Below are 22,440 nucleotides of genomic sequence, written 5' to 3' on the forward strand. Positions count from 1 at the left end.
CAATGAAAAAGGTTGTTGGGAGCACTACGACACCCAGCGTGCAGTGTACTGCAACGGCAGACCGATTATACGTTGTACATTAAAAGTGATACCTAACCGGATTGGTGTCAGTATCTGCTAAAATTACCGCAAAGGTAGTGAATTTCTGCCTCAAATGCTGGGCAATCAGGTCTTTGGTAAATACCTCACTTTCGTAGTGGCCAATGTCGCAAATAACCGTGCGGTTGTCAGCATCGAAGAACTCGTGATACTTGTAATCAGCTGTGACAAACGCGTCGGCGCCGGCCCGAATGGCATCGGGTAGCAGAAAACTACCCGCCCCACCACAGATCGCCACCCGCTTGACCGGCTTATGGCGCAGGGCTGTGTGCCGGATCACTGTGGCATTCATGCTGCTCTTCAAGTAGCCGAGCCAGTCCGTTTCTGTCATGTCGGTAGGCAGATCGCCCACTGCTCCGGCGCCCACGGTCTGGTTTGTGTTGCTCAGTGCGTAGAGGTCGTAGGCGGCTACCTCGTAGGAGTGCGCCTGCTGCATCGCGCGTACCACTGCCCCTTCCAGGTACGTTGGCAAAACCACTTCCAGCCGCTGCTCGCTCACGGTTTCATCCTTATTCACGTCGCCTACGACTGGTTTTGCCCCGTCGAGCGGTCGGAACGTACCTGTACCTCCTACCCGAAATGAGCAGTGATCGTAATTGGCAATGTGGCCAGCACCCGCTTCGTACACCGCAGCCAACACACCGGACAGATCAGCGTCGGGTACGTACACGACCAGCTTACTGAGTGTTTGCGATTTTGGGGCCAGTATCTGTACGTTTTCAAGGCCCAGGCGACTGGCTATGTGGTAATTGACGCCCCCGGCTACGCTGTCCAGGTTAGTGTGAGCGGCAAAAATGGCGACATCCTGTTTGATGGCTTTGATCACCGTGCGTTCTACGTAGTTCTTGCCATTTATTTTTTTTAGCCCCTTGAACACAATTGGGTGGTGGGCCACAATAACATTACACCCTTTGGCAACGGCCTCATCGACAATGGCTTCGGTGGTATCGAGCGAAACGAGGACGCCGGTGATAGGTACATTCGGGTCGCCCACGATCAACCCGGCGTTGTCGTATGATTCTTGATAGGCAGGCGGTGCCCAGGCGTCGAGGTAGCGTATCAGGTCACGAATCAGTGGCGTTGTCATGGCACAAAGGTAGGGCAGCGGTAACTGCTTTTATCAAAAAAAGGGCTGCACCTATGTGGCAGCCCTTACTTGATTTTTAGCTATGTGATGATCCGTTTAAACTTGCTCTGAGCACTGACTGATGGCTTATCGGCTCAGTGTGATGTGCTTATCTTCGGCGGGGTTGCTATGGTCCAGACGAATGATGTTCGTTTTTGTCTCAACGATAGTCCAGGTCTGGCTAACCCGGTCATAGGGTTTGGTAGTGCCGAAATTGAGGGTAACGGTTTTCGAGGTGGCGGGTGTGCCGTAGTAACTGTTGCCACCCCACAGCTATGTACCTGTTGTGTTCTGCTGACCGAGCGTTGCCACAGCGTTGCCATCGCTGGTAAACCTGATGGTGATCGTGCCAAGCGTTTTCAGCTTGTCTTCAGTACGTTCTGTATACGACGAGATCGTCCAGGTACCGGGCGCAACTAGCTCGGGGAAATTAACGGCCGTTGTAGTGTCCGGGGTGACAGTGTTGTCACTCTTTTTGCAACCTGCCAATAAGGCAAGTCCCAGGAGTAGTGAGGAGGTGAGTGTTTTCATGACTATAAGAGGCGATTGTGCATTCATCACCCGTACGGAAGCCAGCCAGAAAAGTTGCGTGGCTTTCGTACGGTACTGAATTTTATGGGAAATCGCCTCGTCTAGTTAGCGAATTCGCTGCCCGACAAGTGGTAAACAGGCCGGACCCGGGCAGGAACATTGGGCCGCTGGTAGGAGTACAACGGTGTCGGTAAAGCAGCTGTCTGCCGAATAAACCCGAATGGTATATGGCTGACCAGCCACCGCGCCTGGATTTGCCAGACCCGTTGCCAGTGCGCTTTCTGTTACAAGCGCCAGCGCCTGATTGCTGGTAAATAAAGGGGTTGTTGCTGTGAAGCTGCTGCCTCTGGTGATGTTATAGCTAACCGCATTGGCGCTGCTGCCAATCAAGGTGATCCGGGCATCATTGAGGGGAGTCGCGTCGGAGCAGCCAGCCGCCACGGCAATGGCCGTTAGGCTGGGAAGTGGCGAAATGGCTGCAACCACGAAGGGACACCCGCCCGAACCGGTTAGGTTGTACTCGCCCAGGGCAGTCACCGACAGTGTATTGCTGGTTGCTCCGGCAATGGGCTGACCATCTTTGGTCCACTGGTAGGACGGCTGACCTGCCGCCACCGATAAATTGACCTGAAACGGGCTACTGGGGCAAACAGTATACGGCACAGTCGTGCAAACAGTAGCACTGATTCCATTGGGTGCAGTAGCCGTGTTGTAGATGAGGCCCTCTACATTGAGTTGCGCGCTGATTGTCAATATGGCTACCTGGCCGGGTGCCAGCGAAGGGATACTCCACGTGCCAGCGTTGAACGTACCTGTCGTAGTTGTGGCACTGCCTGCAACACTAACCCCCGATGTGCTAAACTGGTCGGTGATGGTCAGGTTCGTACCGGTCGTATTACCCGTATTGGTCAGCGAAACGGTATAGGTAACTGTGCCTCCCCGATTAACCCGGCTGCGATCAACTGTTTTGGCAAGGACGTAGGTGGGCGCTCCGCTTGTGCAGGACGCCGGTGCGGTGTAAGTCGTAGTCAGGCTGCTACAACCGGGTAAGGAGACCGTGATAGTGTGTGATGAGCCATCAGATAGCAGTCCGTTAAATATAGCCGACGCGCTAAGGGTGCCAGGTGATCCCGGTATGGTGAAAGTGACACTCCGGGGCCCGTCGGTCACAGTCAACGTACCTGCTGTCGGATTTGTAACAGTGACTATAACTGTATTCGAATACGTATTAGTCGCCTCCGCACACAAACCTGTGTTGACTACCGCACTCAGCGAGCAGACCGGTGCCACCGAACACGACACCGGAGCTGTAAAGGGTACCGAAATGGTACTACATCCAGGTAGAGTTACCAGCGCCAGGTGCGCCGCCCCATCTGATTGTAGTCCCTGGAAGGTAGCTACAAAGGTATTCTGGCTTAGGGCAGTCGTTGAGAATACAAGCGTTCGCCCGTCGATGGTAACCGACAGGCTGCTACCCCCCGTTGGGTTCAGGGCCACGATGGTAGCGGTAGCCGAGTAGGCGTTGGTGGCACTGGCGCACGTACCCACGCTCACCGATGCGGAAAGTGAGCAGACAGGGGTTACGGAACAGGCGGTAGGGGTGGTGTACGTAGCCATTGCTGACGAGCAGCCGGGCAGGGTTGCCCGAATAGTATGCAGGGTGCCATCAGAAACCAGGCCGGGGAAGCCAACAACATACGTGGCCGAACTGGCCGCCGTTGTTACCAATGTGGCGGTTTGCGGACCATCGGTAATCGTCAGGGTACCCGCTGTTACGTTCGTGAGTACCACCACCGCCGTAGACAAGTAAGTGTTGGTAGCGGTCTCACAGAGGCCTGCCGTCGCAGAAGCGATATCAATGGCGCAGGGGGGCGCAGTTGAACAGGAGACGGGGGCGGCGTAAGTGGTCGAAATAGCACCACAGCCGGGTAGTGTGGCGGTGAGCGTATGAACTGTTCCATCAGCCACAAGTCCATCCAGAATGGCTCGGAAGGTGGCGGTGCTAACGGCCGTTGTGGCAAAGGTCAGGCTGGCTGGGCCGTCGGTAATCGTCAATTGGCCTGCTCCGGGATTTTGTATCGTTACTACCGCTGTAGTGCTGAAGGTATTAGTAACTGGCTGGCAGACGCCCGCCGTTACCATAGCGCTTAGCGAACAGGGCGGCGCTACCGAGCAGGACACTGGCGCTGTGAATAGGGCCGTTGTAGTAACACAGCCTGGTAAACTGATGGTGGCTGTGTGGCTGGTGCCATCTGAGATGAGCCCGCCCAGTACAACTGCGAACGACGGTGTGTTGGCCGCTATGACCTGCGTAATCGGATCGACGCCAGGTATATCGACCGTAATTGTGCCAGCTGGCGCGTTCGACAGGCTGACTAATACCGTGGCTGAATAGGTATTGGTGGCGGTCTGACAGAGGCCTGCCGTAGCTGTGGCACTGATGGAGCACGGAGGGGCTATTGAACAGGCCGCTGGGGCTATATACTCCTGACTGGCGGGCGAACAGGCGGTATCGGAATAGCTGGCTGTAACGGTGTATGTCTGGCTGTTACTCACAAGCCCGCTATAGCTGAACGTACCTGACGCATTGCCCACCGGTAGCGACAGCACGCGCGTCGAAAAGGCACCTGAACTGATTGTCAAGCTTCCGCTGGTGGGTACGCTGGTGGCGGTGATAGTGCCAGAAAGAACATAACTGTTAGTGGCTGGGTCGCACAGGCCGGGTATAACGGATACAGCCAACCCACAAGGTGATTCGAAGCAGGCTGCCGGTGCGGCATACGTAGCGGTTGCTGTCCCACACGAAGGGACGCTAACTACCACCGTGTGCGAACCGGTACCTGATGGCAAACCCGCCAGCGTGTAATCAATCGAACTAACCCCCGTTTCAACGTCTACGATTGTGGTGGAAGTACCATCAGTAATAGTCAGCGACCCGGCTACATCAGCGGTCAAACTGATGGTGCCAGATACGGCGTACGTGTTTGTGGCGGCGTTGCAACTGCCTGGGGTGGCCGTAGTAGTTACGGCGCACACAAGAGGGAGCCGGTCGCTGTACCCGACCGAACTTAGAAGGAGGACGAAGAGTATGGCCAGCGTGGCTGTCAGCGTCGCTTCGGTTTTCCGGGTGGCATAAGACTCGTTATGGGGGTTGACGTCGTTGCGGGCATCCCGGGTAAAAAACTGGACGTAAAGTGCTGTCATAAGAATGCTGGTGAATGAACAGGGGGGCCAGCAACAGCATAGACTGAGCGCTTGCGCGTCAACCACCTAATTGCTGCCGTCTAAAAAAGAATGGCATTGTTGTTGAATTCAGTGCGGTGACTGTAGGACTGGCCGGGGCAAGACCCCAGCCAACGCCGGGGACAATAGTCATACCTGAGCAACATCTGGTTAGCCGAACTGAGGAGCGCTAATGCTAAATCAATAATGAGCCCACATACTTTATTGTATGTTACTGTGTTAATATGATATACAATATTTATATGTTATATAACGGTATTAAGTGCTTGTTTATCAGGCATATATGATGAATGATATGGTCTGTGCCGGCTGAAATAAACCGTCTTTTTTCTGAGACGATTAGAGGCACCACCGCATTGATTTTCGATCCGATTCAGTTAAAAATAAAGCACCGACAGTCCTCAATAATTGTACCAGGCTAACCTGTACGTATGCGCTACTCGTAGGTACGTATGCGCAGACGGACCGCCAGTACCGCAACGTATCTGAACCCGATTAGGAGGGAGGGCACTGTGAGGATAGGGTGGTTTTCTGTAGTACGAACAGGCTTGGCTTACTAAATTCTAAGGGCATTCTGCTCATTTTTATTAATCACATTCGTTTGTCCAGGGTTATTAAACCGGTAGTCTATCTATCCGATAACTAACTTATGGAACGTATGAAAACGATCAACCTACTTGTCGCCATTCTTTGCCTCACGTTCATCGTGACCGCTTGCGGGCGGAAAATGAACTTCATCAACTCGTCGATTGTACCCGGTGCTACTGGCCAGGTCGATGTCAAGAAGGACAGAAACAGCAACTACGTGATCAACGTGAACGTGTTGAATCTGGCTGAGCCAAAACGACTTAGCCCACCCAAAGAAGTGTATGTAGTCTGGATGGAGGCTAGCAATGAGTCAGCCAAGAAATTGGGTCAGATTACGCCGTCATCAGGGCTATTATCCAAAGCATTAAGGGCCACAATGAGCGCTACCGTCATTACCGAGCCAAAGCGGGTGTTTATCACCGCCGAGGATAACATCGATGTATCTTATCCCGGTGGGCAGACCGTGTTGACTACCCAGTAGCCCGTAGCCTGACAGCACTTTAATAAACGCAAAACGCCCCTGACTGTCAAGTCAGGGGCGTTTTGCATGAAAAGCAAAGGGGCAATTACATCATGCCGCCCATGCCGCCACCGCCGTGGGCGTGACCGCCACCAGCTGGTGCCTCTTCTGGCTCGTCAGAAATCAGGCACTCAGTCGTCAGCAACAGGCCGGCGATAGAGGCTGCGTTCTCAAGAGCAAGACGCGTTACTTTTTTCGGATCAATTACACCAGCAGCGAACAGGTCTTCGAACGTGTCGTTTTTGGCGTTGTAGCCGTATCCGCCTGTACCTTCTTTCACCTTGTTTACTACTACCGAACCTTCGCCACCAGCGTTGGCAACGATCGTGCGAAGTGGTGACTCCAGGGCCACACGGATGATATTCACACCTGTTTTCTCATCTTCGTTGATTGTGTTAACCGCATCCAGAGACGCGATAGCGCGGATCAGAGCGATACCGCCACCGGTTACGATACCTTCTTCAACGGCAGCGCGGGTAGCGTGCAGGGCATCATCAACGCGGTCTTTCTTCTCTTTCATCTCTACTTCGGTAGCAGCACCGATGTACAGAATGGCAACACCACCCGACAACTTGGCCAGACGCTCTTGCAGCTTCTCGCGGTCGTAGTCAGACGTTGTGTTTTCGATTTGTGCTTTGATCTGATTAACCCGGCCAGCGATATCTTCTTTGCCACCAACACCGTTAACGATAGTCGTGTTGTCTTTATCGATGATGATCTTCTCAGCCTGGCCCAGATACTCAGCCGTTGCGCTTTCCAGTTTGTAGCCACGCTCTTCAGCGATAACTGTACCACCGGTCAGGATAGCGATATCTTCCAGCATGGCTTTCCGACGGTCGCCGAAGCCAGGAGCTTTAACGGCAGCCACTTTCAGGGCACCGCGAATTTTGTTTACTACCAGTGTAGCCAGGGCCTCACCGTCAACGTCTTCGGCGATGATCAGCAGCGGACGACCCGTCTGAGCCACCTGCTCCAGAACTGGCAACAGTTCTTTCATCGACGATACTTTCTTCTCCGAGATCAGGATGAACGGACGCTCCAGTTCAACTTCCATTTTCTCGGTGTTGGTTACGAAGTAAGGCGACAGGTAACCGCGGTCGAACTGCATACCTTCAACGGTCTTAACCTCCGTTTCGGTACCACGAGCTTCTTCAACCGTGATCACACCTTCTTTACCTACTTTCTTCATCGCCTCAGCGATCATTGTGCCGATTTCGTCGTCGTGGTTAGCCGAAATAGTAGCTACCTGCGCGATTTTGCTGAAATCATCACCTACTGTCTGAGCCTGCTCTGACAGATTGGCTGTTACTGCCAGTACCGCCTTGTCAATACCGCGCTTCAGGTCCATTGGGTTGGCACCCGCCGCTACGTTCTTCACACCGATCGAGTAGATAGCCTGAGCCAGTACAGTGGCGGTAGTCGTACCATCACCAGCCGAATCGGCGGTTTTTGACGCTACTTCTTTCACCAACTGAGCACCCATGTTCTCCATGGCGTCTTTCAGCTCGATTTCTTTAGCTACCGTTACACCATCTTTGGTGATGGCTGGTGAGCCAAATTTCTTGTCAAGAATAACGTTACGGCCTTTAGGACCCAGTGTTACCTTAACGGCATCGGCTAACGTATCAACGCCCTTCTTGATCTTATCGCGGGCTTCTGTATCAAAAAGAATTCTTTTAGACATGATTTTTTTTAGTTTGAGTGGGTTTATCGTCTTTGGTTGTCTGGCTCACTACCTTGTTGGTTCATGGCCTCGCAACGGAGTACTGTGGACTCAGGACAGATAAACTGGTTTGTTAAACGATAGCGAAGATGTCAGACTCACGCATGATGAGATACTCTTTACCTTCGATAGTGATCTCGGTGCCGGCATATTTACCGTAGAGAACCGTGTCACCCACCTGAACTGTCAGGGGTTCGTCTTTTTTGCCTGTACCGATAGCGACGATAGTGCCACGCTGGGGTTTTTCTTTGGCTGTATCAGGAATGATGATACCAAAGGCGGTCTTTTCTTCAGCCGGGGCCGGTTCAACCACCACGCGGTCGGCGAGGGGCTTTACTTTCACGTCTTCCATTGCTGTGGTCATAGCGATAAGAGATGATTAAGGTTGTTAAAACTGTTTTGATTAAGACTAATCAGACAATCCGCTGATGGTCAACCTTTATGCCAAACCGTAAAGCCTGACAAAGTTGCAGGGCCGATCTGTCAGCGTGTGTCTCAAACGTACCTAGGTCGATTATTTGGCAAAAGAGTTGATTGAGCTACGCTTTATATGGTGTAAATGCGTTATTGCCATATCTTGTAAAAAAGAAAACTCGTTCACTTTGTCAATTCTCTTTGCGTATGACTACGTTACCGTACGATTGGCTGACACAACATCGGATTGATGCCGAGTATAAACAGTATGTCGTTTTGGCGTATTTACAGGCTGTTGGGCGCCGGTTTGCTGACTGTCAGCTCTGTCCCGATCTGCCCGACCTGAAACGCCACTACGAAGCTACCCTTCATTTTCGGAGGGGCAAAGGTACACTTATGGCAGGCTTTCCCAAGAGAGCAACCGGAATCAGCGGACCGCCCCCCCGAATCGACTATGAATCTGAGCTACCGGTCGACCCACTGCTTGATGAAGTCGACGAAATCGTTGATTTTGCCCTGCCGCGTTTCAACGCCACCCTTACCGAAGGCCAGCAACGCTGGAACGACCTGGCTGCAACACTGACCCTGGAGCCGGTTGGCCTTATGCCACTTCGTCCCGACGAGGGCTACCTGTTCGTTCATTACACTACCTCAGCTGATTTGTCGATTTATCAGTACCGCCTTACACTCTATAATGATCAGGCCCCGGGTGGTCGAATGGTACATTGGCAATTGCGCGAACGTACCCAGCGTACACTGGGCACAACCTTCGAGCGGTTAAAACTTGATCTGATTCGTCGCTATAACCTACCAAACCCGGCTGCATTTCGGCTGGAAAGTCAACGCGTTGTGCCGGAACAGGAAACATTGCTCCCGATTGCCCAGCAACTCCTGAACGAGGCTGTGTGCTAAGAAATAGCCACCTTTAGACCAGCCCGCCGTCTGGTTTTGGCGTCTTGAAAAGACCTGAATCCGATGGCGGGTTAGACAGGCTCGAAATGTAGAATGGACGCTACCAAACGGGTCGACTTAAAGAAAGTACCGTAATGAATTTGGTGCTTTATCCGTCGTGGGGCTCTATGTCCAGTATGCCTCCATATTCAGGTAGGTCAACGTACCTGGGCCGAGGCTGTGTGAGGAAGCCATCGGCTATACATACCCAGAGGCAGACCAGCTAGAGTGGGTGGGCAGTGTAATCAAAAGGCATGACGTTAGCAACGTCATGCCTTTTGATTACACTGATGCCTTTATTGGCTTACGTCGCCCAGGAAGGACGAACACCTCGTGGATTAGCTTACAGTAGGGCAAGCAGCGGTGTCTTTCTACTGTAGGCGAGAAGCACTTACTGGATGGCAAACTCAGCATCGCTGATGCCTTTGTTTACCTGTATTGAGGTTATCTTCGTCTGCGATACACCGCCGCCATTTTCCTGATACGTTGACTGGTGCGGAATTTTTACGCCATTCACCGCGCGGTAGTCGCTTGTTTTGAGGGTTGCCGTACGGTTTGGCTCAAATACCGTGATGCTTTGTACTTTCAATCCGGTAGCAACATCGTAATAAGCTGTCCACAACGGGGTACCGTTGGTAAACGTACTGATAATTTTGTAGGCGTCTCGGCCGTCTATCTGCTCCTTGCCGGCAAGGGTCGAATTGATTCCTTCTTCTTTATACACCAACTCAGGGAAAAGCCGATTATACATCAGCGAAAGTTGGGTAGCCTGTTTACTTTGCCGGTTTGAGCCTTGCTGGGTAATGTCGACTGCGTTGGTGCCATCAACTACATTTTTGTACAGGAGTTGGCCTTTATCGCCCGTAATTACTGTCGACGCCTTCGTGGGCATCTTACGCTTCAGGATGATTTTTGCCTGAGTGTCATTGAACTGCAACAAGCCTTGAGAAGTCACGTCTTCAACTTTCATCAGCGCATTTTTCCCGCCTATAGCCTCAATGTATTTGTTGATCACGTCGTCGACCGTGGGCATGGTCTGGGCAGCAGCAGATAACCATACAGCAAGCAGGAGAATGAGGGTAAGTGTAAGCTTTTTCATGATGGAATGGATTTGTTTAGTTACTGCAACAGACGGGCGGCGGCGGGCTGTTTAGGACGCTCAACTACCATCTCGTCTGTTACGGACATGAACATAGCTTCATCGACCTATATAGCCTGATCATATAGCCGGACAATTAGCCGGACAATTTGTATCTGGTTGGTGACTACGGTACAATGGGCCACGTGTGTCTAGTCTTACTGAGCCGTAGTTGTGAGAATAAGCCAGCAAAGTGTAGTGTACTGTGTGAATGAGGGCTTACACGTTGGCGAAGGCGTGGCTTAGGTAGGTGCCTTCTGGCAGGTTTGTTTTCCGGCGAATTCGATAGCGGGTTTTAACAACCGTATCCGTCGATACGCCCAGCATGTCGGCCATCTCTTTCGTTGACAATGCTAGCCGACTGAGGCAGATGATTCGGATTTCGGCGGGGGTGAGTGTGGCGTGTTTTTGGCGTAGCCGAAGCAGGTAATTCGGGTACACCTGATCGAAGAGTTGCCGGAAGCGTTCCCAGTCGGCTTCGGTCAGAATGGCCAGTTCCATCAACTCCGCAATTTGGGGTAACGTCTTGTCAGGTATAGATTTGGTGGCCGCTTTCTGTGACTGCTGGACTTGGGTAAACTGCTCAGTTCGGGTTCGGGCTTCCTGATCGATAAGCGCTAGTTTGTGTTCCGCCGCCCGCCTGCGTTTGTGTTGGTAACTAAGATAAACTGCGGATAGTACCACGAGCAGCCCCAACGTACCTATTGCCACATTGCGCAGCCAGACAGCCTGACCACGGTCGGCGTTGAGTTGGTTGACTCTGGCCCGGTAGACATCCGCTTCTATTTTTTCCTGTTTTCGACGGAAAATACGCGTGTCGTCATTTTGTCGGCGTCTCTTTTCCAGCCGGTTAGCAAGCTGGCTGTAGAATAATGCTTTTCGTACATCGCCCCGGTGTTGGTAAACGTCCCCTAACCCAGCAAACAAAGGCGCCATATCTATGCTATCGGGTTTGCCTATGACTCTGGAAGTAAGAGTTTGATACAATGTGATAGCCCGCTTTAACGTGTAAAAGGCTTTCTCATACTGATTTAAGGCTAAATACACGTCGGCCAAAGGCGCAATCGCGTTATACTCTGACTCTGTGTCAGTCACTTTCCTGGCTACAAGTACGGCACGTTGCAGCGGCGCTACTGCCAAAGTAGTCTTCCCCTGTTTGTGCAGGACTGAGCCCATGTAGCCCCCCGCCACCGCTTCTCTGATTTCAGAAAGTTGTTCCTTGCCCAGATCATACGCTTTCTGGTACCAGCCAAGTGCTTCAGTTACGTTTCCTTCCTGAAGATAGCAACCGCCCAGGTTGATAGAACTGATCCACTTATAATGATAGTAATCGCGTTCGTGGCCTTTCTTCGATGACAAAACAGGATGCGCTAACCGGTGACATAAAAGCGACATGCGTTTGGCCAGTTCGATTTCATTGATGCGCAAGAAATAGGTACTCATGCACAGTAAATGGTAATCGATATCGAAAACACCATAATAAGGGTGGAGCGCCGAGGCCGGTTGTTTTTCTAACACTGCCAGACATTCTACCGCCACATCATAGACCAAAATGCGTCGGGTACGTTCATCCATCCTGCTTTTGTGGCCCAATATTGCCATGCACCACTCCAACTGACAGATTACTTTTTCGATAAGCAGATCGGGCTGGTGGCCGTGAATGTAACCAAGCAGTGAATCCAGGTTGGCCAGTGCTTGCTGAGCCTGAGTAACGTTGGCGGTTAAGTGGCCGTCAAGCTGGTTCCGAAACCAGAATAGCCTAAGCAGGCAAATTGTCTTTTGTCCCTTTGCCTCTTCCTGCATAACCCTGTAATCCGTTATAGCCGCCGTCCGTTTTTTAAGGTCGTAAAAGTCAAACCAATGCTTGACACAGTACGCATCGGCATAGATAAACTGTTCGCTCTCCGACAATTGTCGAAAATGGGATCGATTAACCTGCGCAGACAGAACTTGCACATGGACCAATATCAATGCAAGTAAACACCAGCGGGTGGGCATATACAGGAGGGCAGAGAATTTGCCCGTTCATGGGCTTTACAGGGGCTAAATATATAATTTGGGAAGTTTGCTACTCAGCTATAGGCTGGTCTTTTTTTGAGTATTAGTACGAAATAAGTTCTACGGTTAGTCTGTGCAGAAAGTGACACCAGGTCGTTAATTACTTCACTCAGACATGGCCCGAGTCCTGTTTTCGCAAGGCCCTGTATCGATCGGCGGGGCTGAAATAGATCGACAGCAAAAAGAGCGAAACCAGTATGAAGTGGATGAATATCGCAGTTTGACAGCGTAGACTAGCCTGATTATAGTCGAATTATGTCTGCCAATATTAATAAATTGTTAAGTTTAAATACATTTGTATAAACTCTGTCTGTATGCATATAGCATTGATAATAAGAATGTTGGCTCAAGTACTTTCAAAAAAATAATAAGCTGAGAGTTCAGAAGTAGCATTTAGCTCATAACATAGGGATAACATTAAGGTAATATCTGCGTAATATTACATATCAGTCAGCCAGCAGTAGTCAATACGATAGTGTACAGTGTACTTATTCGAGCGAGTGCCATGACAGACTGGGTTTGGTCCATTTATTCACTTTAAAAGCCTTAGATCATGAAAACGCTTATTTGCTCATGGATTATCCTCGGTGTCACTACCGTTGGGGCTTTTGCCAACCCTGGAACTAAAAAAATCAGCAAGGCAAAGCCACAGGCCAGCATCGAACAACAGCTAGCCAATCAACTAACTTACCCATCTGCCATGCAGCAGGCTACTGGTAATGGGGTAGTTGTTATTCAATTCCGCCTTGCCAACGACAATAAGCTGGTAAATCCGACTGTCTTCTCTGCCGACAAACGGTTGAATGATGAATTGACAAAGCAGTTGATGAATGCCAAATTGTCACTTTCCGAAACAAGTAACAGCGACGAAGTGCATACCGCCCGGTTGCGGTTTAAAGCGGCCGAATAAATAGGGGTAGTGCCAGAGTTGATAGTTGGGTTTTGCCAGCGCAGACGATTAACACCGCAGGCGCTCGCAAAACCCATTTTTTTTGATGGCTCGCTTGCTCAATAGGGTAATACATCAATTGGGGTCACTGAATAAGCCAGCGGCATGTGCTCAATCCCTTTTATCGAGATCAATCACTATAGTTCAGGATGCGTTTATAACCGGGCACTAGTTGCCCAATCGTGAACAGCATTTAACTGGCAGTGTGGAATATAACTAGTCGAGCAAAAGGGATTGTCAGGTACGTTCCTGCGAACCATAATAGTCGTTCAGGTTGCCAGCGTAGTAAACGGGCGTTGATTTTGCCGCTCTTTTGAAGACGGCGCTCTACCCCTAAACAATGGTACCCGGAGGGGACAGGCAATAAGCACAACAGGGGCCGATCTAGAAACTAGAGGGTCGTAGGTTGACGGCCTGTCATGAAAAGCATAAGCAACTCGGCGTCAACCGAATGTTTTTTTATAACTCGGTAAATTCCGGAGTGCCATCCGGTGTATAGGTGCCGGTGAACGCAATACGCCCGTCAACCAGGCAGGTGAGCAGCCGTTTCGCTTCCTCGCGTGCTTTAGGATAGAGGGTGAGCAAAAGAGTGTCGTCTTCCGCCTTTACACTGGGGGCATCGCCGTAGGCAGTGCGTACGGTAAGTCCATAGTCATTGCCCAGTACTTTCAGGAACGTAAAACCTTGCGTATACAGCTCGTTAGCTTGAATGAGTGCAGCAGGCGCATTGTCTTTCCAGATGATGGCCATGAGCAACTCCGACAGCTGCTCTTTTTCGTACTGTGCCCAATCAATGTAACCACGGAGCAGGTTATCCAATAAGGAAGGGGCTGTTGTCTGGTGAAAGTCAATTGACATAAGCTCGTCGTAGTCGGCAGGGGATAGTAGAGAACGTAATGCGGGTGTTTTGTATACCCATGTAGCGAAATCATCAATTGGTAGGTTGCCGACCAGATACGCAATAATTTGCGCACTGATTTGTCGACTCATGGTAAGATCCAGATCGGGCATGGGGCAAATGAGGCTGTAAAATCAACATAAATGGGATAAGGTATAGGCTTTTCACCAGCGTTGTAACAACTAGCTGTTGACCTTCCTACCAACTATAACTATGCTACTAAACCTTCTTATAGAGCAAACCATCGGCCACTTTCTACATTGTGGGCTGTTATTACTTACTTTTTTATCCTGTGGTACAGTTACCTCCCCTTCAGTAAACACTATGCCCGAAATAAGTAACTCTACGCTCTTATCACTCGGTGATTCGTATACCATTGGCGAAAGCGTTCAGGAAAAAGATCGGTGGTCGGTACAGTTGGCCGGATTTTTGCGGGGGCGCGGATTCGATATAAAAGCCCCGGATATTATTGCCCGCACCGGTTGGACAACCGCTGAACTACGCGCGGCTATTGCTGCATCGGACAACAGAAAAGAGTATGAACTGGTGACGTTGCTGATCGGCGTTAACAATCAATACCGTGGTCAGGGCATTGATCAGTACCGGACTGAATTTGTGCAATTGGTGCAAACAGCCGTTAAGTACGCCGGTAATCGACCTGGCCGGGTGGTTGTACTGTCTATTCCTGATTGGGGGGCGTCGCCATTTGCCGCGGGCCGCGACCGGTCAATGATTGCCGGGCAGATTGATGCCTTCAATGCCGTAGCTCGGCAGGAATGCGAAAAAGCGAACGTAGCCTACGTTGACATTACACCGCTGACACGGCAGGCCGCAGGGGATGCCACTCAGTTTGCCGACGATGGCCTGCACTATTCCGGAAAACAGATGAAACTATGGGCGGAGAAGGCCCTCCCCATAGCCGAGGCGATGTTGAAATAAAGGTCAGGTTCGCGTACGCTGACTATCCACCGTATGGTCGACAAGCAGCGTACACGAAACCTGACCTTTATTTTACCGTTGTGTGAAGTCGGAAAGAGGCAGGTTGTCGGCCTCGTCGTTGAGGGAATTGAGCATTTGTTCTACTTCCTGCATGCGTACTTTATCGCCATTACGGTCGAAAGAAAGCATCAGATTTCTGAGCATCCGACGAATAATATCGACGTTTGAGCAAGGCTGATAAAAAATCGGGGCTGGTTTGAGGTTGAGTTGCCCGATGTAGTGATCAATATCTTTAGTAGAAAAGATCAGGCCGCGGTTAAACACATTGATATAAAACTGCACCCCATTTGGCGCTTTATAGGTAAGCACAAATAGATTTGGCAGGTTGACGCCATAAATGGGCAGGCCCAGTTTTTGGGCAATCATCATATAGATCAGGCAGAGCGAAATGGTGTTTCCCCGGCGGGTTTCCAGTACCTGATTGATCATGGAATTGGCGGGTGAATGGAAGTTCTTGGTGTTGGGAGCAAACTTCATTTCGTTATAAAACACGCCGTTCAATCCCTTCACCTGATCGGCCGGATGAACGTCGGTCTGTACCTTCAGCCAGGCATCGTAATACAGTTGTTCCAGATCTTGCCGAAGTTTATCTAGCGACAAGTCAGGGTATTGGTAAGTAGCTACGATCCAGAGACCTTCAAGTAGATCCATGGCCCCCCCTTCCTTCCAGGCCGCCAGCCGGTCCAGAACAGATGTGTATTGCAAATCATGAATGATTTCCTCGATTCGTTTCTGCAAAAGGGGGTTGAAACTACCTTCCCACTCGGTTTCAAGAAACGGGATAATGGTACTGCCCATTTGCCGGATGCGCCCCTCCACATGGGTAGTTATTTCGGCGTCGTCATCATCGAGCAAAGAGATCAGGGCTTTGATTTCGTTGTCGTTCATAAGCGTTGTCACGTATAGCGGCGATACTTAGGCTAAATAAGTGATTGAGAAACCAGGCTGTTTTGGTTAGTTTTGCCCGGTTTTACGAGCGATGCTACACAGGCCCTCTTTGCAAGTAACAACAAAAAATTACAAAAAACGATCTTGGACGCTAACCCAATCACACCCCTAAAAATACTGGTAACAGGTGGTGCCGGTTTTATTGGATCACACACCGTTGTCGCGCTGGTAGAAGCTGGTTTCGAACCAATCATCGTCGATGATTTCTCCAATTCGGAACCAAGTATACTCGACGGATTAACGGCTATTCTAAACCGACAGGTACGCTACTATCAGATTGACTGCAACGACCGGGCCGCGATGACCGACGTATTCAGTCGGGAGAAAATAGCTGGTATCATTCACTTCGCGGCTTCCAAAGCCGTTGGCGAATCGGTACAAAACCCGTTAAAATACTACCGCAACAACCTGGATTCGCTGCTATTGCTGCTGGAACTGATGCCGCAGTTTGGTGTGCAAAATCTGGTGTTCTCATCTTCGTGCACCGTTTATGGGCAACCCGAGCAGCTGCCCGTTACGGAAGAAACGCCCCGCCTGCCGGCCATGTCGCCGTATGGCAACACCAAGGCGATTTGCGAGGATATTATTCGTGATTGCGTAGCGGCTACCATGCCAGTGAGGGCAATCTCATTGCGTTACTTCAACCCAATTGGTGCTCACCCATCGGCCCTGATTGGCGAATTACCCCGCGGAGTACCCGCCAATCTGGTGCCGTATTTGCTACAGGTTGCCTCAGGGCAGCGAGCTAGCCTGACCGTTCATGGGAATGATTACAACACGCCCGATGGCACCGCCATTCGCGATTATATTCACGTGATGGATCTGGCCGACGCGCACGTGAGCGCCGTGCGGCTGCTGATGGAAAAATCAGACGCTTCTTTCTACGACATTTTTAATATTGGTACCGGGCGTGGGGCTTCGGTGCTGGAACTGATCAATACCTTTGAAGAGGTAAACGGCATCAAACTTGCCTATTCACTTGGTGCACGCCGCGCCGGTGATATTGAACAGATTTATGCCGATGTTACCAAGTCGACAGAAGGTTTAGGATTCCGGACAAAACGTACCCTCGCCGATGCCCTGCGTGATGCCTGGCGCTGGCAGCAAAAACTAAAGTAGTATCAAGTGTCAGGATGCAGATGCGCTGCTTATTCACCGATCTGGGAGCTATAAGTAGCGTATCTGCATCCTGACACTTGATACTTAAATTTTCATGAAAACCATCATCATTACCGGCGGGGCCGGATTCATCGGATCGCACGTGGTGCGGTTGTTCGTTACCAAATACCCCGATTATCGAATCGTAAACCTCGATGCGCTCACGTATGCAGGCAACCTCGCCAACCTGACCGACATTGAGAACGAGCCAAATTACACCTTTGTGCGGGGCGACATCACCGATGCGTCCTTCCTCGATGGGCTCTTTGCGCAGTATCAGCCAACGGGAGTTGTTCACTTGGCCGCCGAGTCGCATGTAGACCGGTCGATTACCGACCCCATGTCGTTCGTAATGACCAACGTAGTAGGCACCGTGAACCTGCTGAACGCCGCCAAGAAAAGCTGGCTGGCATCCGAAACGGCCGGGGGCGCGTCTGCCTTCGAAGGTAAGCGCTTTTACCACGTCTCGACCGATGAAGTCTACGGTTCGCTGCATAATCCTGATGAGTTCTTCACGGAAGAAACTGCCTACGATCCGCAGTCGCCCTATTCGGCATCGAAAGCTGCTTCCGATCACTTTGTCCGGGCCTACGGAAACACCTACAAAATGCCCGTTGTGCTAAGCAACTGCTCGAACAACTACGGCCCCAATCATTTTCCGGAGAAGCTGATTCCGCTAATGATCCATAACATCCAGCAGAACAAGCCACTGCCGGTTTACGGTAAAGGTGAGAACGTACGCGACTGGCTATTTGTGGTCGATCACGCCCGGGCTATCGACACCGTTTTCCATAGTGGGCGGCTGGGCGAAACCTACAACATTGGCGGGTTTAACGAGTGGAAAAACATTGACATCGTACACCTGCTCTGCCAGGTGATGGACGAGAAGTTGGGGCGGCCCGCAGGTACGTCGGCCCAACTGATCACGTATGTAACCGACCGCGCCGGGCATGACCTGCGCTACGCCATCGATGCCAATAAAATCATGAATGAACTGGGCTGGCAACCGTCACTCCAGTTTGAAGAAGGCCTGAATAAAACCGTCGACTGGTTCCTGGCCAATCAGGAGTGGCTCAACAACGTTACGTCGGGAGCCTACCAGGGGTATTATCAGGATATGTACGCGAATCGTTAACGCATCTGAAAGGCCTAGTTATAAACGAGCACCAAGTCTGGAAAGTCAGCTTTGTACGTCTGCAACACTACATCGACTTTCCAGGCCTGGTACTTTTTTTGCAACCGACTCACCAGACTTAAAGCTATGAAAGGAATTATACTCGCCGGTGGGTCCGGCACCCGTTTGCATCCGCTTACGCTGGCTGTTTCGAAGCAGCTCATGCCGGTTTATGACAAGCCGATGATCTACTATCCGCTGTCGATACTGATGCTGGCGGGTATTCAGGACATTCTGATTATCTCCACGCCGCATGATCTGCCGCATTTTGAGAAACTCCTCGGCGACGGATCGCGCATTGGCTGCCGATTTACGTACGCCGTGCAGCCCAGCCCCGACGGACTGGCGCAGGCTTTTATCATCGGCGAAGAGTTTATCGGCAACGATAAGGTCGCGCTGGTGCTTGGCGACAATATTTTCTACGGCTCCGGTCTGTCGAAGCTGTTGCAAGCCAACAACGACCCTGATGGCGGCGTGGTGTACGCCTACCAGGTGCAGGACCCCGAACGTTACGGCGTAGTTGAGTTCGACGACGAGTTCAACGTGCTCTCGATTGAAGAGAAGCCCGACAATCCGAAATCGCATTACGCTGTGCCAGGTTTGTATTTCTACGATAACGACGTAGTTGAGATTGCAAAGAATATTCCGCCGTCGCCACGAGGTGAATTGGAAATTACCGATGTGAACCGGGTTTATCTGGAGCGCGGCAAGCTGAAAGTTGGTGTACTCGACCGGGGGACCGCCTGGCTCGACACAGGTACGTTTGCCTCACTGATGCAGGCTGGCCAGTTTGTGCAGGTAATCGAAGAGCGGCAGGGTCTGAAGATCGGCTGTATCGAAGAAATTGCCTTCCGTATGAAGTTCATCTCGAAAGAACAACTGATCGAGATTGCCAAACCACTGGTCAAAAGTGGCTATGGCCAATACCTGCTTGGTATCGCCTAAGTACGCAGCGTACACAGACTCATCGTACTGATAAAGAAAAAAAGCCGGAGCAAGTGCTCCGGCTTTTTCTTACCTAACCTATGAGATGAGAAAACTGAATACGTATGGAAACTTATCGTAATAGTGGACATGGCCGGAAAACTAACCTGTTATTACAGCGTCAAAGGTAAGCCGGACTGTGGCGGCTGGTAAGCGCAGAATCACCCCTTTTTAGCCCCCTGGTGATAATGCGCATAAACCCGTATACGAATACGTAGTTCTACGCATTCGGCTCGGTAAAAGGCAATAAACTTTCCGATAAATCAATACAAACGACAAAGGTGCTGGCAAATAGTGGGCCTTTTGGTAGCTTTCCGGTCAAATTGAACCACTCCTTAATCAATGACTGACAGAGAGAAATACCACGGTGATGTGGGTCGCTTCCTCAGTGGGCATGATGCCCGCTCCCGCACGGCCCGTTATAAACGATACAAGCAGGAGCGAGGCCATAAACCAGACTCATTTGCCAGAGCTGAGTTCTTTGGCATCAACCGAATAAACAAGCTACTGGGTCGTAAAGACTGCGTAGGTATTCGCGTGTACTATGGCAAAACGCATGAAGACAAAGATGGAAACATCGTTGACGACGGACAGGGCGAACTGATCGCGCGCATGGTAATTGTAGGCGTTCGGGCCGATGGAACTGATATTTTCGAGGATCCTACCGGCCAGAAAGATGCTGGTGACGGCGATGCATTAGGCGACGGACACGTTTGCCCTCAACACTGTGGCAATCCGCCCGGTAGCCTGTAAGGGTATGATACAGAGTCTTAAAGCTCAGTTTTTTGCCTATCCGCTGGACTTCTGCTCCCACTTTTTTTTACTACTGCCTGTAGCCTTCGCTGGCTACAGGCGGAAGTTCCTGACGGTTCCTTTGCTAGTTATCTCGATCTATTTTATCGTCCGTTTTCTGGAGGAATTGGTCTTCCTGTATTACGCCCTACTGGTTAAGAACAACCATAGTGAGATCAATGGGGCCATTATCCTCGATATCCTCATCGTTGGCCAATTCTATTATCTGAGTTTTACCAGCCATATGTTCTCGCGGCGGATAACCGTATGGATCACCGTTCTCGGCTTTCTGGTGGCATTAGTCAACTTCGTGACGGATGGCCCAACTAGTGTAAGCTGGCCAACCCTGCGACTGATCATGATCATCCTGTCGCTTACCTATTTTAACCGAATCCTGTCAGAAAATAGGGTCAGGAAAATACTCCTTCACACTTCATTCTGGATTAGTGCCGGTTTTCTTTTTTACGGAATGGGTACGTTTATGACATCCATATTCTCTGTATATCTGACAGAGGCGTCTAAAGAAACGTATGATTTGTTCTCAAATATGGACCAGCTACTGAGCGTACTGTTCTCTATCCTGGTAGCAACAGGGTTATGGGTTAGTAAATTCGACAAGGAGAATTATATTCAGTTTGCGTAAATTATCGATATAAGCTATTGATATATAGATGGTTATGTTAGGGTAATGATCCGCTTGTCAACCAACGGCTTTCTGTTGGATGGCCTGTGTGGCACAGGTACGTAACTGATGAGGTTACTGGCTTTTGTACTTTTGTCAGGCTATCAATTATCTTCTACATGAATTCATCTAGTACAGACGTACCTGCCAGAGGTGTCAGCTTTTCACGCACTACCTTAACCGAGTTGATGATTCCGGCTTACGCCAACTTTGGTGGTAAAATTCATGGAGGTACCCTGCTGTCTCTAATGGACAAAGTGGCCTACGCCTGCGCTGCCAAACATGCAGGCGAGTATTGTGTAACGGTCTCTGTCGACGGGGTTAATTTTCGACAGCCGGTCGAGGTTGGTGAACTGGTGTCACTGATGGCGTCGGTCAATTACGTAGGACGTACCTCACTGGTGATTGGCATTAAGGTCATTGCCGAGAATGTGAAAACGGGTACGGTGAAGCATACCAACACGTCATACTTTACAATGGTAGCTAAGAACGATGTTGGTTCACCCACTGAAGTGCCGCCGCTGCTGCTCGAAACGGCCGACGATGCCCGTCGTTTTTTGGAAGCAATCAAACGCAAGGAACTCCGGGCGGCCTACAGCGAGCACTTCGACAATGAACGTACCCGGATGCTGCTGACGGAAAACATGGTTCAGTTAGTCAGCGAACGGTGTGTACTGGGGCCGGGTCTGCAAACTAGCCAGCAATAACCAATCGGCAACTGACGGGTTACATGCTTATGTGGTATTTTATTCTCAAGCAAGACGATCTGAAGCCGGATCCCTACCGCGCCCTTCAGCAAAAAGCGGTGCAAACGGAAGTTGAACCGTTCAATGAACCGTTTGATAACCTGTGCTTATTTACCGTTGACGACTACGCAGCCTTTGTGGATGCACTTGATCTGGAAGGGCTAAACTACACTGTTCAGAACCAGCGCCCCAGCCGCGACCAGCTTCTGGCGCAACTGCGAGCTGCGTAGGTACGTATCGACTATTGGTCTCTAGCCTGATACTGATGAATATAGGGATCTGCCGAGGTAGGTAGGGCCGCCAGATAATCGGTGCATTCAATCCGGCGTAGGCTGTTGGCATAAGGCAACTGGTGGACTTTGAGGAAGGTGCCGTCGGATAACGAAAAAATAAGGGTTCTCTCTCCCTCGTTGCTCACCGGGCTGCTGCGCCACCGGGCTGATCTGACAACCACGCCATTTACCTGCTGCGACACAAATTCGCTACCGTTTTCATTGAAAAACCGGATCAATCGTGTTTCGCCGGTTGACGTCGGCGTTTGCTGGCCCGATGGGGTTATCGATGCCGTCCATTGCCAGTCGGTGCCATAAAGGGTCGATGGGTAGGGTATAGGCACGGGGCAGCTACATTTTTGCGAGCAGCTTTGCAACCCCGCCAGAACGAGCAACCCCAAAATGCACCCAGCTAGTGAACGCATGCTGTTTTATAGTGAACCGACA

At 50.8% G+C, this 22,440-nt stretch carries 21 protein-coding genes; 11 read left to right on the plus strand and 10 right to left on the minus strand.

The genetic code is table 11. The annotated features are described in order from the left end of the window. Positions 1-79: 79 nt before the first annotated feature. The 3 genes from F7231_RS01355 to F7231_RS01365 form a co-directional block, all read right to left on the minus strand. Positions 80-1,186 carry a Nif3-like dinuclear metal center hexameric protein gene (locus F7231_RS01355; protein ID WP_166690641.1) on the minus strand — a complete coding sequence of 369 codons (1,107 nt, stop codon included), beginning with the start codon at positions 1,184-1,186 and terminating at the stop codon, positions 80-82. A gap of 312 nt (positions 1,187-1,498) precedes the next feature. Continuing rightward, positions 1,499-1,756, minus strand: coding sequence for a hypothetical protein (locus F7231_RS01360; RefSeq protein WP_166690642.1), 258 nt, complete (start codon positions 1,754-1,756; stop codon positions 1,499-1,501). Positions 1,757-1,861: 105 nt separating this feature from the next. Then, a complete protein-coding gene (locus tag F7231_RS01365; RefSeq protein ID WP_166690643.1) occupies positions 1,862-4,960 on the minus strand; it encodes a CLIPPER-2 domain-containing protein in 3,099 nt (1,032 codons plus the stop codon). 697 nt (positions 4,961-5,657) lie between these two features. Between F7231_RS01365 and F7231_RS01370 the strand changes: the two genes are divergently transcribed. After that, positions 5,658-6,068 carry a hypothetical protein gene (locus tag F7231_RS01370; protein ID WP_085414957.1) on the plus strand — a complete coding sequence of 137 codons (411 nt, stop codon included), beginning with the start codon at positions 5,658-5,660 and terminating at the stop codon, positions 6,066-6,068. An 85-nt stretch (positions 6,069-6,153) separates the two neighbouring features. Here F7231_RS01370 and groL read toward each other — a convergent pair whose 3' ends face one another. Together groL and F7231_RS01380 are read right to left on the minus strand one after the other, a co-directional pair. Then, positions 6,154-7,791 (minus strand): chaperonin GroEL, encoded by a 1,638-nt coding sequence (gene groL / locus F7231_RS01375; protein WP_085410390.1) that lies wholly within the window; start codon positions 7,789-7,791, stop codon positions 6,154-6,156. A 112-nt stretch (positions 7,792-7,903) separates the two neighbouring features. Continuing rightward, on the minus strand, positions 7,904-8,182 hold the full coding sequence (locus F7231_RS01380) for a co-chaperone GroES (protein WP_198172210.1): 279 nt from the start codon (positions 8,180-8,182) through the stop codon (positions 7,904-7,906). A gap of 269 nt (positions 8,183-8,451) precedes the next feature. Here F7231_RS01380 and F7231_RS01385 point away from each other — a divergent pair, with 269 nt between their 5' ends. Continuing rightward, positions 8,452-9,156: a hypothetical protein gene (locus tag F7231_RS01385; RefSeq protein ID WP_166690644.1), complete on the plus strand. Its 705-nt coding sequence runs from the start codon at positions 8,452-8,454 to the stop codon at positions 9,154-9,156. A gap of 430 nt (positions 9,157-9,586) precedes the next feature. Here the strand turns inward: F7231_RS01385 and F7231_RS01390 are convergent, their stop codons facing one another. Beyond that, positions 9,587-10,294, minus strand: a complete 708-nt coding sequence (locus tag F7231_RS01390) for a hypothetical protein (protein WP_085410387.1) — start codon at positions 10,292-10,294, stop codon at positions 9,587-9,589. A 258-nt stretch (positions 10,295-10,552) separates the two neighbouring features. Further along, positions 10,553-12,136, minus strand: a complete 1,584-nt coding sequence (locus F7231_RS01395; protein WP_166690645.1) for a tetratricopeptide repeat protein — start codon at positions 12,134-12,136, stop codon at positions 10,553-10,555. 808 nt (positions 12,137-12,944) lie between these two features. On the opposite strand from F7231_RS01395, the gene F7231_RS01400 reads away from it, so the two are divergent. Beyond that, the gene (locus tag F7231_RS01400; protein ID WP_166690646.1) at positions 12,945-13,301 is read left to right on the plus strand and encodes a hypothetical protein; all 357 of its coding nucleotides are present in this window, start codon (positions 12,945-12,947) and stop codon (positions 13,299-13,301) included. Between the two features lie 498 nt (positions 13,302-13,799). On the opposite strand, the gene F7231_RS01405 is transcribed toward F7231_RS01400, so the two are convergent. Then, positions 13,800-14,351: a hypothetical protein gene (locus tag F7231_RS01405; protein WP_166690647.1), complete on the minus strand. Its 552-nt coding sequence runs from the start codon at positions 14,349-14,351 to the stop codon at positions 13,800-13,802. 211 nt (positions 14,352-14,562) lie between these two features. On the opposite strand from F7231_RS01405, the gene F7231_RS01410 reads away from it, so the two are divergent. Next, positions 14,563-15,177, plus strand: a complete 615-nt coding sequence (locus F7231_RS01410; protein ID WP_157510511.1) for an SGNH/GDSL hydrolase family protein — start codon at positions 14,563-14,565, stop codon at positions 15,175-15,177. Between the two features lie 72 nt (positions 15,178-15,249). Here F7231_RS01410 and F7231_RS01415 read toward each other — a convergent pair whose 3' ends face one another. Beyond that, on the minus strand, positions 15,250-16,125 hold the full coding sequence (locus F7231_RS01415; RefSeq protein ID WP_166690648.1) for a transglutaminase-like domain-containing protein: 876 nt from the start codon (positions 16,123-16,125) through the stop codon (positions 15,250-15,252). A 144-nt stretch (positions 16,126-16,269) separates the two neighbouring features. Between F7231_RS01415 and galE the strand changes: the two genes are divergently transcribed. The 7 genes from galE (at position 16,270) to F7231_RS01450 (ending at position 21,951) form a co-directional block, all read left to right on the plus strand. After that, positions 16,270-17,304: a UDP-glucose 4-epimerase GalE gene (gene galE / locus F7231_RS01420; RefSeq protein ID WP_166690649.1), complete on the plus strand. Its 1,035-nt coding sequence runs from the start codon at positions 16,270-16,272 to the stop codon at positions 17,302-17,304. 94 nt (positions 17,305-17,398) lie between these two features. Further along, on the plus strand, positions 17,399-18,478 hold the full coding sequence (gene rfbB / locus F7231_RS01425) for a dTDP-glucose 4,6-dehydratase (protein WP_166690650.1): 1,080 nt from the start codon (positions 17,399-17,401) through the stop codon (positions 18,476-18,478). 126 nt (positions 18,479-18,604) lie between these two features. Next, positions 18,605-19,462, plus strand: a complete 858-nt coding sequence (gene rfbA, locus F7231_RS01430) for a glucose-1-phosphate thymidylyltransferase RfbA (RefSeq protein ID WP_085410380.1) — start codon at positions 18,605-18,607, stop codon at positions 19,460-19,462. A 381-nt stretch (positions 19,463-19,843) separates the two neighbouring features. Further along, complete coding sequence (locus tag F7231_RS01435) at positions 19,844-20,254, plus strand: hypothetical protein (protein ID WP_166690651.1); 411 nt, start codon at positions 19,844-19,846, stop codon at positions 20,252-20,254. Between the two features lie 4 nt (positions 20,255-20,258). Continuing rightward, positions 20,259-20,936: a hypothetical protein gene (locus F7231_RS01440; RefSeq protein WP_166690652.1), complete on the plus strand. Its 678-nt coding sequence runs from the start codon at positions 20,259-20,261 to the stop codon at positions 20,934-20,936. A gap of 158 nt (positions 20,937-21,094) precedes the next feature. Further along, a complete protein-coding gene (locus F7231_RS01445) occupies positions 21,095-21,682 on the plus strand; it encodes an acyl-CoA thioesterase (RefSeq protein WP_166690653.1) in 588 nt (195 codons plus the stop codon). A gap of 29 nt (positions 21,683-21,711) precedes the next feature. Next, on the plus strand, positions 21,712-21,951 hold the full coding sequence (locus tag F7231_RS01450; RefSeq protein ID WP_166690654.1) for a hypothetical protein: 240 nt from the start codon (positions 21,712-21,714) through the stop codon (positions 21,949-21,951). A gap of 11 nt (positions 21,952-21,962) precedes the next feature. Here F7231_RS01450 and F7231_RS01455 read toward each other — a convergent pair whose 3' ends face one another. Beyond that, positions 21,963-22,337, minus strand: coding sequence for a hypothetical protein (locus F7231_RS01455; RefSeq protein WP_166690655.1), 375 nt, complete (start codon positions 22,335-22,337; stop codon positions 21,963-21,965). Positions 22,338-22,440 lie beyond the last annotated feature (103 nt).

Origin of the sequence: Fibrivirga algicola, from assembly GCF_011742925.1 — a bacterium.
In the GTDB taxonomy this organism is placed as follows: domain Bacteria; phylum Bacteroidota; class Bacteroidia; order Cytophagales; family Spirosomataceae; genus Fibrella; species Fibrella algicola.